This is a genomic window from Bifidobacterium sp. WK012_4_13, from assembly GCF_041080835.1.
In the GTDB taxonomy this organism is placed as follows: Bacteria; Actinomycetota; Actinomycetes; order Actinomycetales; family Bifidobacteriaceae; genus Bombiscardovia; species Bombiscardovia fermentum.
Genome location: NZ_CP129683.1, coordinates 1,452,378 through 1,467,571 on the forward strand (window position 1 = coordinate 1,452,378; position 15,194 = coordinate 1,467,571).

At 54.0% G+C, this 15,194-nt stretch carries 10 protein-coding genes; 1 reads left to right on the top strand and 9 read right to left on the bottom strand.

Going from position 1 to position 15,194, the window contains the following annotated elements:
• Positions 1-40 precede the first annotated feature (40 nt).
• The 5 genes from otsB to QN062_RS05885 all read right to left on the bottom strand — a co-directional run bounded on the left by otsB (position 41) and on the right by QN062_RS05885 (position 8,132).
• Positions 41-2,434, bottom strand: a complete 2,394-nt coding sequence (otsB, locus tag QN062_RS05865) for a trehalose-phosphatase (protein ID WP_369340910.1) — start codon at positions 2,432-2,434, stop codon at positions 41-43.
• 319 nt (positions 2,435-2,753) lie between these two features.
• A complete protein-coding gene (locus QN062_RS05870) occupies positions 2,754-4,688 on the bottom strand; it encodes a glycogen debranching N-terminal domain-containing protein (RefSeq protein ID WP_369340911.1) in 1,935 nt (644 codons plus the stop codon).
• A gap of 23 nt (positions 4,689-4,711) precedes the next feature.
• The gene (locus tag QN062_RS05875) at positions 4,712-5,623 is read right to left on the bottom strand and encodes a carbohydrate ABC transporter permease (protein WP_369340912.1); all 912 of its coding nucleotides are present in this window, start codon (positions 5,621-5,623) and stop codon (positions 4,712-4,714) included.
• Positions 5,616-6,818 (bottom strand): carbohydrate ABC transporter permease, encoded by a 1,203-nt coding sequence (locus QN062_RS05880; RefSeq protein WP_369340913.1) that lies wholly within the window; start codon positions 6,816-6,818, stop codon positions 5,616-5,618. Before QN062_RS05880 ends, QN062_RS05875 begins: the two co-directional genes overlap by 8 nt.
• Before the next feature lie 66 nt (positions 6,819-6,884).
• Positions 6,885-8,132 carry an extracellular solute-binding protein gene (locus tag QN062_RS05885; RefSeq protein ID WP_369340914.1) on the bottom strand — a complete coding sequence of 416 codons (1,248 nt, stop codon included), beginning with the start codon at positions 8,130-8,132 and terminating at the stop codon, positions 6,885-6,887.
• Between the two features lie 247 nt (positions 8,133-8,379).
• On the opposite strand from QN062_RS05885, the gene QN062_RS05890 reads away from it, so the two are divergent.
• Positions 8,380-9,387 (top strand): LacI family DNA-binding transcriptional regulator, encoded by a 1,008-nt coding sequence (locus QN062_RS05890; RefSeq protein ID WP_369340915.1) that lies wholly within the window; start codon positions 8,380-8,382, stop codon positions 9,385-9,387.
• 66 nt (positions 9,388-9,453) lie between these two features.
• Here QN062_RS05890 and QN062_RS05895 read toward each other — a convergent pair whose 3' ends face one another.
• The 4 genes from QN062_RS05895 to QN062_RS05910 form a co-directional block, all read right to left on the bottom strand.
• A complete protein-coding gene (locus QN062_RS05895) occupies positions 9,454-11,328 on the bottom strand; it encodes an alpha-glucosidase (protein ID WP_369340916.1) in 1,875 nt (624 codons plus the stop codon).
• Positions 11,329-11,864: 536 nt separating this feature from the next.
• Complete coding sequence (locus tag QN062_RS05900) at positions 11,865-12,749, bottom strand: carbohydrate ABC transporter permease (protein WP_369340917.1); 885 nt, start codon at positions 12,747-12,749, stop codon at positions 11,865-11,867.
• 1 nt (position 12,750) lies between these two features.
• Positions 12,751-13,686 carry a carbohydrate ABC transporter permease gene (locus tag QN062_RS05905; protein ID WP_369342556.1) on the bottom strand — a complete coding sequence of 312 codons (936 nt, stop codon included), beginning with the start codon at positions 13,684-13,686 and terminating at the stop codon, positions 12,751-12,753.
• Between the two features lie 39 nt (positions 13,687-13,725).
• Complete coding sequence (locus QN062_RS05910; protein ID WP_394854695.1) at positions 13,726-15,045, bottom strand: ABC transporter substrate-binding protein; 1,320 nt, start codon at positions 15,043-15,045, stop codon at positions 13,726-13,728.
• Positions 15,046-15,194 lie beyond the last annotated feature (149 nt).

Below are 15,194 nucleotides of genomic sequence, written 5' to 3' on the forward strand. Positions count from 1 at the left end.
TGCACGTTGAAGAAACCAGCCTATCCTCCGATGCTACCGTTCATGCACGGGTCGCTTCCGACTCTGCGGCGAGGTACCCAAGCAGGCGTTGAACGGACGCAGCGTTCAAAAGACGGGACTGTGCGCGGGTGATGCCGGCACCGACCTTGATGCTCCATGAATTCTCAGGCATGACGGCGAACATCGTCTCGTCGGTCGAGTCATCTCCTGCTGCAAGCATGAAGTCATAATCACCGCTCTCAAGAATCGGAGCGACGGCCTGGCCCTTGCTCACGGCGACAGGACACACCTCGACGACCTTGGCATTCTCCATCACCATCAGGCCAAGCTTCCCCGTTATGGCACGAAGCTTCTCAAGAAGCCTCATTCTTTCCACGTTCGCCTTGCGCTGGTCACTGAGACGGTAATGCCATGCCATCGCATCGTCCTTCTGCTCGATGAAGGACTTCTCGAGGGAATCGACGGATTCCCGCATGATTGGCTCAATCCTCTTCTTCCACTCAGCGGCATCAGGAAGACCTTCGAGACGCGTCCATTTTCGGCCTGTGCCACTGTCGGCCTTCGAATCATAGCCGCTTCGCCATACGCCGTGCTCAGCGATGAGACCGACTGGCAGATCGCCGAACCAGGCGCCCATCGTTTCGTGCGAGCGCCCGGAAACGATGTACAGCGTGACCGCAGGGTCCGAAGCGACGCGGCGAATCAGCGATCGCAGTCCCTGTGTGGGTCTTGCGCGATCCGGAGTGCGCACAAGCGGCGTGAGCGTGCCATCATAGTCAAGCAGGAGCAAGCGGCTCCCTGCCTTATCCCACTGCTCCATCATCGTGTTGCGCTGATCCATGCGAAGACGCTTGTCCGCAAGGCTCGTGCTGGCAACCTGAGCCAGCGATGCAAGGAATCCAGTGCACCATGTCGCCGCTGTCCTGAACTTCAACCTTGCCTGCATGGCGATGTTACGGCGTCTGGAATCCTCATTCGAGATCTCAAGCGCATCATGCAGCGCCTCGCACACGGCAGAGGTATCGTATGGGTTGACTATGAACGCCTGGTCAAGCTCACGCGCAGCCCCGCACATATCCGAAAGGACGAGTGCGCCTGCCCGTCCATCATGGCACGCGAGGTATTCCTTGGCGACCAGGTTCATGCCGTCGCGAAGTGGCGTGACCAGCGCGACATCCCCTGCCGCATAGATTCCACACACCGGCTTGATGGGAAGCGACCGGGTGATGTAGTGAATCGGGTTCCACGAGAGCAGCGAGTACTTGCCGTTGATCTGTCCGACCAACTGGTCCACCTGCTCCTTCAGACGCTTGTATGTCGGCACATTCTCGCGTGAAGGCGTGGCGAGCAGGTAATAGGTGACATGGCCGATCCATTCAGGATATTTGCCCAGCATCAGTTCGAACGCGCGGAGACGTTCGGGAATTCCCTTGGTGTAATCGAGTCGATCGATGGAGACGATGACCTTGTTGGGCTTGGGACTGCCGGAAGCTGCGAACCTTGCAAGCGTGAGCTCTGGCAGGTCTTCGCGTGAGTAGTGACTCCACCGTGCGCCCTCCTTGGTGGAAGCCTCGGTCGCGGCATTGCTTTCCGCAGTCAGCGATGTCGCATAGCGTTGACCAGTGCGCTTGCCACAGACCGCTTCGATGCCCCTGCGCATCTCAGTTGCGAGGTTCGACCGAGACGTGCGGCGATACAGGTTGTAGTCGATGCCGATAGGGAATGCGTCAACGGTGCTTCTACGACCGTCTTCCAGCTCAACGTGGCCTTGTTCGTCAACGTCCTTGCCAAGCAGAAGCTTCACGGAAGCCTTGAAGCTATTCGCATAGTCGACGGTATGGAATCCAACCAGATCGGCCCCCAGAATGCCATTGAGTATCTCGCGGCTCCACGGCAGGGAGCGGAAGATCTCAGGGCTTGGGAATGGGACATGCAGGAACCAGCCGATCGAAGCCTTCGGGAAGCGCTCGCGCAACATCTGGGGCAGCAGCATCAAGTGGTAGTCCTGAATCCAGACGGTGTCACCCTTATGAATCAGCGGCGCGACCATGTCAGCGAATTTCTCGTTGACATCGGCATAGATATTGAAGGTTTCCTCGTTGAAATTCGCCTCATGCGGAAAATCGTGCAGCAACGGCCACAAGGTATCATTCGAAAAGCCAGCATAGTAGCCCTTGACCTCTGATTCATCAAGGAAAATCGGGACGCAGCGGCGATCGGAGAACTCCTTCTTGATGCTCTCTACCTCTGACTTCGTATGCTCGGAGGCATCGATGCCACTCCAGCCTACCCAGATGCTGTCGCGGTGAGTCTTATGATATGGTCCGATTGCGGTCGCCAGTCCGCCAACGTTCTGTCGCAGTGCGAATGATTTATCTTCGTTCTCTTCCATCGAAAAAGGCAGTCGATTGGAAACTATTATGAGTCTTGACATGACATCCTCCCCGTTCGCCGGTGGAAACAGCCCCATCCAGCTGCTCGAATGAGCCTTGCTAACTTAAGTCCCTCTCAAGTCAAGCTATAGCACATCGAAAACTTGGGTCGGTCTACATCCGGTAAAGAACACGCCAATTCATCATGGCAGATCATTGCTGCTTATGGCAAGCTCCCAACTCTATGACGGGGCTGCATCATAACGATTACGCGGCCGACAGAGCGTGGTGGAACGCGCTGCCGGACAGGACCCTCATCATCCCATAGCCGATTCTGCCGAGAGACGAGAGAAGAGGTGGGGACCGCGGGGAATGGCAGCCTCAGCTCCGATTGTCTTGAAAGACCTTATAGACAGCAATCGAAGACGCCGCAGACCATGCCTGGGGATGGCATGCAGCAGGATAGGGAACCAGATTCGGTGCGGCATCGCCAGAATAGAGCTCGGGCATCTGATAATCGAACTGCTCTGCAGCCTTGATGAGCTCTTCGCCAATGATGCGAGCCTGCTTCGCTCTACCCTCTTGATACAGTCCGAGCATTGCGATTGCCGTGTCGTGTGCCCACACAGAGCCGCAATGATAGCTCAAAGGCCAATACCCGCCTGATTGCGAGCTGAGTGTGCGGATGCCGTATCCAGAATTGAGTTCAGGAGACATCAACCGACTCGCTATGGCGTCTACGCCGTCGCCATCGATGATGCCAGTCCCCAGAAGATGCCCTATGTTACTGGTCAGTGAGTCAACCGGTCGTTTGTCTCCATCCAAGGCGATCGCCGGATACCGGCCAGATTCATCCGAGATCCAGAATTGTGCATTGAATCGTTCTTTCAGCTTCGATGCCCACGATCTCCACTGATCCCCGCCCTTCCTGCCGAACGCATCGAGCATACGAGCGCCATCCATTGCTGCCTGATACGCGTAACCCTGCACTTCGCAGAGCGCAATCGGCCCCTTGGCAATGCTCCCGTCACGCCACCGGACCGAATCGCCAGAATCCTTCCAACCCTGATTCGCAAGGCCGTGCCCGGAAGTATCGACGTATTCGAGGAAGCCATCACCATCGGCATCACCAAAATCTCTGATCCATTCGAGCGCACGTTCCATATGAGGCAGGAGCGCCTCGACTTCGGACTTCGCAATATGAGAATCCACAAGCTCTGCAAAGAGTATGACCCACAGTGCCGTGGCATCAACCGTTCCGTAATATAGCGGCGGCAGATCGAGATGATGCTCTGCGAAAGCGCCTGCATATTCCATAGCCTGCGCTCGAAGTTCATGCGGTATCTTCCCTGGTTCCGCATTGGTCGAAGAATCGGACGCTTCAGCCTGAAAATGCGCCAGCGTCCGCAAAGTTCCAAGAGCAGGAATGTTGGTGATCGGGAGCATGAACCGCGCGGCCCATAGCGAATCGCGCCCAAAGAGCGTGAAGAACCAAGGCGCGCCGGCAGCCAGGAATTCATCGTCGGGAAGCTCTGGAATCGACATCCTCAATGCTTCCAGATCTTGCAAGGAACGGGAAACCCATGCATCGAGCCTTGAATCCCACGTCGAGATGAGCGCATCATGCCAAGAGGCCTTTCCACGCGCTGGGACCACGACGCGTCTTGGACTGCGAGCATGCGCAGAGCATTGAAGCGTGGTTTGCGAAGACGGTGGAATGTCAATATCCCAGATAAACGAGCATTCAAGCCCTTCACCCCTGACCTCAGCATCGGGGCTAGCACTGATACGCAGCGCACCCGCATCGGAATTCACGTCACATGCGCTGTCGCCCACTGCAATGTGAAGTGTCTGAGAAGTCTCGGACATCCGAGCCACCCCACCTTTGATGCTTTGCATATCGGTGTTGTCGATGCATATGTGCAGCTCAAAGACGAGATGGGTCGAGCGTTGCAGACCATTGCGCAAACGATACTCAAGCGTCAGCAGTCCGTCACCGATTTCGCGGCATTCATCGATGCGAAACATGGGGTCCACCGTGCTTCCCGTTATGTTACGCGCCAAATAGACATTCGACGATGAGTTTGATTGCTGCACCGAATGTCTGACCATCTGGGGTTCCACTCCGTTAACGACCACGCTGACTGCCGAAATCATACGAGTGTCGCCCACATAGAAACCGCTCACTCCTTCGCCATCTATCAGACCGTCGCCGTTGCTCCACAACTGTGCCGGAGCAGAGACAATGACCTCCCTGTCATGCAGCCAAGGCTGTGTGGGTATGTGCTGTGCACTGTGCTGAGCGTTCTTATGCATTGTTGAGCTCGTTTCGTTATGAATCATTCCTTGACCGAACCTTCATTCGTATTCATGATTCGTTTCTGGAATATGAAGAAAAGCACCGCTACGGGGACCGTCATAATTGCCGCGGCGGCTAGCTTTATTGGATACTGGGTGCCTGCGCTGAGCTGTCCGCTTGCCAGTGAGGCCACGCCCTTGGTCAATGTCGTCAGGGATGGAGACTGCGTTGCGACGATGAAATGCGACAATTCGTTCCAAGATCCCTGGAAGGATAGAATCGTTATGGTTATCAGAGCCGGACGTGCCATGGGCAGCACAATCGACCAAAAGATTCTGAATGTCCCTGCCCGGTCTATCTTTGCCTGCTCCTCGACACTCTGCGGTATCGATTCAAAGAAATTCCTCATGATGAACACACCACTTGCATCAATCAGCAGCGGCAGAATCATACCGAAATAGCTGTCATAGATTCCCAGGCTCTTGATAATCAGGAACTTTGGAATGAGCAAAACGACCATGGGCACACTCATCACCGCAACCAGCAGTGCAAATATCGTGTCTCTGCCCCTGAAATGCAATCGGGACAAGGCATAGCCAGCCATCGAATCAAAAAATACCCGACCGGTCGTGACGAACACGGTTACAATCACCGAATTCTTGAACCACAGAGGGAAGTCCGAGTTCAGGAACAGACGCTGGTAGGCTGCCGTCGTCCAGACAGCAGGGATAAGCGATACGGGATTCGCCGCGGCATCGGCATCGGTCTTGAACGAAGTCGCGATCTGGATGATGAATGGCATGATATATATGGCGGCAAGCATTATCAGCACCACATAGATGATCCATGAGCTGGAAAATACCCTATGGAGGGCCTTGCCCATCGTCCGCGATGCACGCTTGCTGCCATCTGCTGAAGCTATGCGGGCGTGCACGGTGTTGCGATCACTCATGATTCTTCCCTTCTCGATTGGCGACGTCAGGATTGCCCTTGCCACGCAATTGCGATGCACTCACATTGCTCAATCCCCGCGTCTCGGACTTCAATGCCTCGTAATAGGCAATCTTTCGACGCGACATCTTTCGATCCTTCATGATCTGGCGCTGAATCCACGTCATGACGACGATGATGACGAAGAGAATGAATGAAATTGCAGCACCCTGGCCCCATTCCTGATTATCGAAAGCAGCGCTATAGGAGAGATACGCCGGAGTGAGCGTCGTCTTCGAAGGCCCTCCCCTGGTACCTGTGTATATCTGGTCGAAAACCTGCCATGTTCCAATGATTCCAAGCGTGACAACCGTGAAAATCGTGGGTTTCAATTGAGGTACCGTTACATGCCATAGCCTCTGCCATGCGTTCGTTCCATCCATGATCGCCGCTTCTTCGGTTCCCTCACCAATGCTTTGCAAGGCAGCGATGAACATGAGCATGAAGGTACCTGACGTCGTGAAGATGACCATGAGCATGATCGCGAACATGGCCACCGATGGGCCAGAGAGCCAATCCCACCAACTGATGCCGAGCAGCCCATGTTGGGTCAGCAACGCTGGCCCTTGGCTGACTCCCAAATGTGAGAACAGTATCTGCAGAAGTCCACGAGGGTCGTTGAACCAATTCGGTCCGTTAATGCCGAACCATGAAAGCACCGCATTTATCGATCCTGTCGAGCCAAAGAGGAAGAGCCAGAGCACCGTTATCGCGACGGAACTCGTGACAGAGGGAAAATAGAACGCCGTTCGGAAGAAGCCTTTCGCCTTGAGAATTCTGCGATTGAGCATTACTGCCAGCAACAGGCTCAGTAGCGTCTGCAATGGCACGACCAGCAAGGTATACCAGGCATTGTTGCGAATCGCCGTTCCGAAGTCACTTTGCGATAGACCCGGTGTCACCAGGACCGAGTCGTAATTGCCCAGTCCGATGAAATGCACGCCACTTGAAAATGGGCTGCCACGCCCCGACCAATCCGAGAAGCTCACCCATAGCGCCATCACGATTGGAATGACCAGGAAGACGCCAAGAATGATCAGCATGGGGGCACAGAACATCCATGCGGAAATCTGTTCTCTGGTGTGATTGATCTTGATTGAGGTATCTGAGGAATGCCCGCGTTTCTTTGATCCGGGATTGGCTGATGAAAACATCATGATCCTCTCTATCGAGCCGCATGCGAGACCTCTACCCGTGAGGCGGGTCTCGCATGGCTGGCATGGCTACTTGTAGATTGCGTCCAAATTCTTCTGCGTCTTGTCGAGGATTGTCTTCGGCTCGGTATTCTTCAGCTGTGCAAGCTGGGAATCGAAGTCCGAGACGACCGTGCTGGCCCCCTTGGCCGTCGGAACGCCGATTGCATATTGCAGACCGTCGATGAATGGGGCCTGATCGGGATATGCCTTCTTCCAATCTGCAGCAAACTTCGAATTGCCGGGCATGATGCCGAAAGCCTTCGCAAACTGCATCATTACGGACTTTGTCGTCAGATACTTCACCAGACTTATCGCTCCCTTCTGATCCGGACTGTCCTGAGCGATGCCCCAGCCGTTCGTGAACTGCATGGTTCCCTTGCCAGCCGGTCCGGAAGGCAATGCAATCACCTTGTATTTCACATTTGGATAATCAGCAGCGAGCGATCCCAGAATCCAATTGCCCTCAATGGTCATCGCCGCCTTTCCCGTGCCAAACGCCTCTCCGCCCCAGCCTGCGCCGAGGTCGGAGGAGAACGCGGTGGAACCGCTAGCGATGAGCTTCTTGACTTCGGTCAACCCTTTCAGACTCTGCGCAGAATTTGCAGTTGCCTTTGTTCCTTTCGCATTCACGAGTCCGCCTCCGGCTTCGGCCATGAAGGTTCCGACCCTCGCATACTGTGGAGAGAAAGTCAGCCCGACATGTTTGGAAGTCGTAAGCTTCTTGGCTACGGATTCGAGCTGTGACCACGTCTTCGGATAATCAGCAGATGTCAATCCGGCAGCAGACCACATATCCGTATTGATGACGAGCTGGAGCGTAGACACATCCTTGGGAATGGCATACAGCTTGCCGTCATACGTCAGGCTTTGCAGAAGGCTGGAATAGTAATCGCTACGATTCGAGATCTGGTCGCCATACGCAAGTAGCGAACCGCTCGAAGCATAGCCAGCAAGCTGATCAGGAGCGAGATAGAACACATCGGTCGGAGAGCCAGATGCAAATCCTTGCGAGAGCTGCTGATTGATGTCACTGGCAACCGAAACGGTTGCCTTCCTCTTGTTCTTCGTTGCCCATTCCTGCACGGCTTTCTTCACCGCATTGGTTTCGGGGTCGCCAGAGGAAGCGATGAGCACCGTGAGCTCCTTGCTCGTATCTGAAGTGAGCTTGTCAGAGCTCGATGCGCTATCACTGCTGAATCCGCTACCTCCACAGCCCGCAAGCAACATTGCAACAACGGAAAAAGTCGATGCTGCGACAGCCAGTTTCTTTTTCATGATCCTTATCCCCCTTAGAACGTCTTATTCTCTACGAATCTAATTTTAACGTTACAAAATTTTTGCTGGAAAATCTCTTGAACGAATTGATATAAAATCCCATTCCCCCGTTTAAGCTCGACACTGAACCGTGATTGAAACAATTTTTACGTTCCAATTACAGATCATATTACGATATACTGAGTATCGATGTCAACCCTTCAGGTGTGGATCTTGAAGATGTGGGATGCAGCTTCGAAAGGCAATCATGGTCAGTATCAAAGACGTTGCACGCGATGCAGGCGTATCGCCCCAGACCGTGTCAAACTATTTCAACAATCCTTCGATTGTCATGCAAAGGACGCGGGCAAAAGTCGAGGAGTCGGTCACCAGACTCCACTACACTCCCAATGCGTCAGCGCGCAGGCTCAGAGCTCAACGCAGCTACACACTTGCCGCCGGCATAGCTCCATCGGGATACTCACAGATATTCGACCCCCTGCTGCATGCGCTGGTCAGCGAAGCCGACAAGCATGGCCTACGAATCATGCTGTACAAAACCGATTCGAAGGCTGATGAGATTCATCAATTCGCGTCATTGGTATCTGGCGGAGATGTCGATTGCTTCATCTTGACCGATACCGTGTATGAGGATCCACGAATATCCTGGCTCGTGAAACATCATCAGGCGTTCGTTCTCTTTGGACGCCCTTGGGGGCAGGAAACGGACGATGATGCAAAGCTTGCATGGGTTGACGTCGATGGCAAACGGGGCATTTCCGAACTGACACAGAAGCTCATCGTCACCGGTCATCGGCGAATAGGCTTTATGGGCTGGCCGGACCCATCAGGAACGGGAGCCGACAGATACTCCGGTTGGGAGCAGGCACTGCTCACTGCCAAACTCTCCACGCAGCGGGAGATTGCAACTCTGCGCATCGATTCCGAAGACAACATTCGGGCAGGTCAGATTGCCTGTGGAAAACTACTCGAGCGGCAACCCGACTTGGATGCAATCGTCTGCGTGAGCGATACCCTGGCAACAGGGGCACACACATTTCTCCCACCCCATTGCCCAATTACCATCACAGGATTCGACAACACCTCGTCCGCCCAGTCACTTGGCTTTACCTCGCTGGAACAGCCAACTCTTGACATAGCCCATGAACTTGTTCGCATCGCTGTCGAAAGGATCAATGGGAGCGAGGACCCCTCACTCGTAAGGGATGTGGCTTCGCAACACGTGCTGCTCGCGCCAAAGATCATCGTGCGATAGCTTACGGCAAGGGGTGTGTGCCGCAGCAACTGCATATGCGTCACACACCCCCTGAATCATTGCACGTCAACGATCAATGCGATAGATGAAGCCTTCCCATGGAGACAACGAACCAGTGAGCAACGAGGCGGCAGTCTGCTCGGGAGAATAAGTGCTGAGCACCACCTGCTCGGAATCGATTCCACCCATGGATGAGATGCTCGATGCGCCATCATCGACTCCGAGCAGATGTGCGGTCTGACCGGGAAGCGCGGCGGATTTCGAAGACAGGTTCACTACGACCAACAGCTCTCCATGAGCATCGGAACCATCTGGCAGTGAACGGGTAAACGCATATACGGTCGGATCGTTCTCGTCAAGCATGTTCCACGCGCCAGCGGAGACAAGACTGTCGGTATGTCGAAGATCAATGAGCTTCCTATAGAAGGCGAGCACCGAGTCATCATCCTTCAGCTCAACCTGAGCGTTGACGACATCGTGGTTGGGATTGACCGAAATCCATGGTTCCTCCGGTGCATACGATGCAGTGAATCCGGCGTATTTCGTGTCATCCCATTGCATCGGAGTCCGGGCATTGTCACGGCTCATGATTGACATTGCATGGAGCATGTCGTCCGACGACTGGATCTTGGTCTCGACCACACGCTGATGATACAGATCGATCGATTCAATGTCACGGTACTGTTCGAGCTTGGTGAATCCGGCGTTGGTCATGCCCAGTTCCTCGCCCTGATAGATATAGGGAGTTCCACGATGCATGTGCAGCAGAAGCCCCAGGGCCTTCGCCGAACGAATGCGAAGCTCCTCGGTGGATGTATCGCCCCACCGGGAAACCACGCGTGGCTGATCATGGTTGTCGAAATACAGGCTTGCCCATCCGGCATCGCGAACGGCATTCTGCTGATTGGACATGACCGTGCGCAGCTTCTTGGGCTCAAATGGCCGGACGTCCCATTTGGATGCGCCATGATCGATCCCCACCTGTTCGAAGAGGAACAGCATATCGAGTTCCTTGTTCTTCGGGTCGGTGATTTCGCCGGTTCTGGCGGCAGGCAATCCGGGGGCCTCACCCACGGTGAGATATCCGTCACGGCGGCTGAACACCTCACGGCGCATCTCTGCAAGGTACTCTTCCAGACGAGGGCCGTCGCAGCAGAACACCGACGGGTCTGAGAATCCTTCGGGACCAACCGGGTTGTCCTCTAGTTGGCTTCCGGCCTCACCTGGCAGGCGACCTTGCGCATCCATGAACTTCGAAATCAGAACGATGACGTCCATGCGGAACCCATCGATGCCACGGTCCATCCACCAATTCATCATCGCATAGACGGCACGGCGAACTTCTGGGTTCTCCCAATTCAGATCGGGTTGTTTGCGAGAGAACTGGTGGAAGAAGTATTGTCCTCTTCCCTCATCGTATTCCCATGCGGAGCCACCGAAATACGAACCCCAATTGTTCGGCTCGGCGCCGGGCTCGCCAGGAGCCATGCCCGGACGCGCATCACGCCACCAGTACCAGTCGGCATGCTCGTCGTTCCTATCCCGTGATGCCTGGAACCATGCATGCTCGTCGGAAGTATGGTTCACCACCAGATCCATGACAATCTTGATGCCGCGATGATGTGCCTGGGCTATCAGCTCATCCATGTCATCCAAGGTGCCAAACATGGGGTCGATATCCTGATAATCGGAAATATCATAGCCATTGTCGTCCTGCGGGGACTTATAGACCGGACTCAGCCAGATAACGTCGACACCAAGCTCCTGCAGATAGTCAAGACGCGATGTGATGCCAGGAAGGTCTCCCAGACCATCGCCGTTCGAATCCTGAAAGCTTCTAGGATAGATCTGATACACCACCGCATTCGTCCACCACGGGTTTGGCGTTTCGCCATTTGTACGAGTCGAATCCGATATAAGAACTCGCTGCTGTGTAGTCATTCCACTCACTTTCATTGTTGTGACTTTGCTCTGTTGGACATAAAAAATGAGAACTATTCGATTTTTGTGGCCTACAGCAATAGTAATGTGACCGCATGAGCTTCGCTGTAATTGCAAACCGCGAAAGCTCTGCATATGGTCGGTCTCATGAAAACCGGCCACAAAAATCGATTGTTCTCTTTGTATTGAGCACCATGCTCGGGTACTGCGTTATGTATTTTTGCGGGTTGGGTAGCCGTTTTGCGGTTACCCTCGCCTAGGAAGACTAATCCGTAAGAAAGTATTTTCCTCGCTGATTGTTGTGCTTTGCACAATCTTCGCAGCCTTAGGGGCTGCTCACTTCGCCTGAGGGATGTCCACCGGACATCCCTTTTAACGGCTCAGCTGCTCACGGCGCCTATGAACAGCCCACCGGGCTGTTCATTTAACGGCTCCAGCAATTTTGGACCCGTCCCACAGGACGGGACTCAATGTTTCCTCACGGCCCAATGGGGGCCGCTCGGCGCGGTCAAGCAAAGAGCCTACCAGGCTCTTTGCTATTTGACCGCGCCTCTCATAACACCGGAGATGACCCAGCGCTGGGCGAAGATGTAGACGATCAGGATTGGGGCCATGGCCATCAGATAACTGGCGAAGGCCATCGGGTAGTTCGTCGCGAACTGCGAGCTGAAGACGTACTGAGCCAGAGGAATCGTCTGATTCGACTGGTCGGTCAGCACGATCAACGGCAGCAGGAAGTCGTTCCAAGCCCACAGTGCGGTCAGAATGGCGATGGTGGCGTTGATTGGTCCCATCAGCGGGAAGATGATCTTCCAGAAGATACGCCATGTGCTTGCACCGTCGATTCGCGCGGCCTCTTCCAAGGAGACAGGAATCGAACGAATGAATCCAGTCGCGATGAAGAGGTTGGTGCCAAGGCCGAGAACCGTGTAGAGCAGGATCAGACCAAGCTGATTGTCCAAGTGCCAGCTGCCAAACTGCTTGGCGATAGGAAGCATGACCACGGGGAACGGGACGAACATGGCGGCGATGAAGAAGTAATACAGGAAGCGGAAGAAACGCTTGTCCATATTTCTTGCAATCGCGTAGGCGACGAAGGTATTGGTAAACAAAGTCAGCACAACTGCGGCAACCGTGATGATCGCAGAATTCAAGGCCGCCTTCGGATAGTTGACCTTTGCAGAGGCGTCAGCGAAATTATGCCATTCCCAGGTCGTCGGCAATCCGAAGCCACCGGCCTCAGCTGGGGTCTTCAACGCCGTGATGATGGTGAAATACAACGGGATCAAAATGGTGAGCGACAGCACGGCCACCGCCGCGGTGAGCCACCAGTTAATCTGACGATGGCTATGCCACTTGGAATCGCCCTTTGTGGTTTGCTTGCCTTCGGAGGCTGAATTCGAAATAGTTACAGAAGTCATATCAGATCTTCTCCTTGTTACCGAAGAACTTCAGCTGAATGAACGCGATCACTGCAAGGACGATGAAGAAGAGCACGGCGTTAGCAGTCTCATACGCGTATTCTCCACCAGTCAGGCCGTTCGTATAGATAAGGTAGGTAACCGTCTCGGTTGACGAATCAGGTCCGCCCTGCGTCAAAGCCATGACCTGATCGAAGGTTCCGAATGCATTCTTCATGCTCAGCACGAGGTTGATGGTGAAGAACGGTCCGATGAGCGGGAAGGTGATCTGCCAGAAGCGCTGCCAGGCGTTGACGCCGTCAATCGAGGCGGCTTCATAGATCTCTCCATCGATCGTCTGCAGACCTGCGAGGTAGATCAGCGTTGAGTATGCGACGCTCTGCCATACGGCGAGGAAGACGATGGGAACCCAGGCATAGTGCTCGCTGGTGAGCAGGGACTGCGAAAGCCAACTGATATGCAATGCCTGTCCCAGTGCGGGAAGCGGAGTCATGAAGATGTACTTGAAGACGTAGCCGATGACCAGCACCGCGAGTGTGTAAGGAATGAAGAAGATTGCCCTGAAGCCGTTCTTGAACAGAATCTTGCCATTCAGCGCGACTGCGAGGAACATCGCAATCAGATTCACCAGAATCGTGATCAGAATCGAGATCAGGAAGGTGAAGAGATATGCATGCCCTACGCGGTCATCGATGAAGAGCGCGAAGTAATTCTTCAGTCCGATGAACTTCGACTCACCATAGCCCTGTGAGTTCGTGAATGAGTAGCCTACACCCTGAATGAACGGCACATAGAGAAACACCGCGAAGATTAAGGCGGCGGGAACTGCCATCCAATAATATGCGTGATCTACCTTGCGCTTCGAGAATGAACTCTTGCGCTTCTTCTGAGGCTTGCCCGAGTGGGAAGCCGAACTTGATGCCGGAACATTTGTCATTGCCGGCGATTGTGCATTTGCCATGATTCTTCCTCCCTTTTATTCGAACGTTCTTGCCTGGACTTTATCCCAGTCCGTCTGCATCTGACTCGTAAATCTGGAGACGTTGCCTGTGGTCGCCAAAGTCTGGAGATAGCCGCCGATGTTGATGGATGCCGGGATGTAATGGTCGCTGAAGTCAGCGAGCTTGCCGGACTTGAAGAACGGGAGCACTCCCTTGAGCGCCTCGTCGCCGATGCCTGTTTCCTTCAGCGGCGTGAACGCCGACTGTGCCTTCGCATATTCCTCGAGCTGCTTCTTGCTCATCAGGAATTTGATGAATTTCATGGCTTCCTTTGGATGCTTTGTATTCGCACCCATCGTGAGCATGACATCATCTCCAGCAGTAAGGATCTGGTCACTCTCGTTATCAGTCGCTGGCAGCTGCGCGAAGCCAAGGTCTGCCTTGGCATTGACCAGACGGACCTGTGGAATGGCATAGGTTCCGAGAGGAAGGATGGCGACCTTGCCAGCAGCGAGGTTCTGCGTCGCCTGCTGATAGGTCACACCCTTGTCACTCGTTGCGTACTTGTAAAGCTCCACTTCCTTCTCGGCAGTCGTTGTCCAGATCTTGGAGAATGTCGTGGTTCCCTTCTTGAGCTTCGTGTATTCGCTTGCCGGGACCAAGGTGCCCGACAGTGATGCGAACGGAGCCTGAGTCGTCCAAGAATCTGCCAAGGATGCCTGAATTGGCGTTATTCCAGCCTTTTCGAACTTCTGCAACAGAGCGATCAGCTCTGACCAGGTCTTCGGCGGATTGTTGGGATCGACACCGGCCTTGCGCCATACCGTCTTGTTATAGATGTAACCACTGGCGTTGCCGGCGAATGGGAGACCATACAGACGCTTCTTCGCAGGATTCGTGGTCTGCACCAAGTCCTTGGCGATCTGGACCATGCCAGGATTGAGAGTCTTTACTATGGGATCGTTGGTGAAATCATGGAAGACGCCTGAGGCGGCGAATTGCCCGAAGTTAATGTCTCCATTGAACGTTATGACATCAGGCACGCGGTTTTTCACCAGACGCGTGCGCAGATCCGTCTGCGCACTTGCGGAGTTATTGATGTTGATCTTGATGTCAGGATTCTGTGCCTCAAAATCCTGAACCATTTTCTTGAATTGGTCCGCGGCCTCGGACTTGAATTGGAAGAAATCCAAGGTGACAACGTTCGCGCTGGTTGAGCCACATCCTGCCATGGAAATTCCGATGGCAGCCGCAACGATAGCTGTGGCAACGCGTCTGAACACCTTCATAAACTTCACTCTGCTTCCAATCACATTCGAATCGCCGCCGAGCTGATTGTTAAAATCATGTCTCATTTCTCGACTCCTTCGTCTTGCGTTTCGGATCCTCGACATCCGAATATCGCGCTCTTCATAATAAATATCCCCCCGCTTTCTTTACCACTGTTGGCGAGTCCATGGACATGGGAAAATAATTAGGAAGTATTTTTGTAATTAAAGCAAGA

What these genes read in the sequence shown, in the direction of transcription:
- QN062_RS05890 (WP_369340915.1), top strand. Translation starts at nt 8,380, where the DNA reads ATGGTCAGTATCAAAGACGTTGCACGCGATGCAGGCGTATCGCCCCAG.
- QN062_RS05885 (WP_369340914.1), bottom strand. Translation starts at nt 8,132, where the DNA reads ATGAAAAAGAAACTGGCTGTCGCAGCATCGACTTTTTCCGTTGTTGCA.
- QN062_RS05880 (WP_369340913.1), bottom strand. Translation starts at nt 6,818, where the DNA reads ATGATGTTTTCATCAGCCAATCCCGGATCAAAGAAACGCGGGCATTCC.
- QN062_RS05905 (WP_369342556.1), bottom strand. Translation starts at nt 13,686, where the DNA reads ATGACAAATGTTCCGGCATCAAGTTCGGCTTCCCACTCGGGCAAGCCT.
- QN062_RS05895 (WP_369340916.1), bottom strand. Translation starts at nt 11,328, where the DNA reads ATGACTACACAGCAGCGAGTTCTTATATCGGATTCGACTCGTACAAAT.
- QN062_RS05875 (WP_369340912.1), bottom strand. Translation starts at nt 5,623, where the DNA reads ATGAGTGATCGCAACACCGTGCACGCCCGCATAGCTTCAGCAGATGGC.
- otsB (WP_369340910.1), bottom strand. Translation starts at nt 2,434, where the DNA reads ATGTCAAGACTCATAATAGTTTCCAATCGACTGCCTTTTTCGATGGAA.
- QN062_RS05870 (WP_369340911.1), bottom strand. Translation starts at nt 4,688, where the DNA reads ATGCATAAGAACGCTCAGCACAGTGCACAGCACATACCCACACAGCCT.
- QN062_RS05910 (WP_394854695.1), bottom strand. Translation starts at nt 15,045, where the DNA reads ATGAGACATGATTTTAACAATCAGCTCGGCGGCGATTCGAATGTGATT.
- QN062_RS05900 (WP_369340917.1), bottom strand. Translation starts at nt 12,749, where the DNA reads ATGACTTCTGTAACTATTTCGAATTCAGCCTCCGAAGGCAAGCAAACC.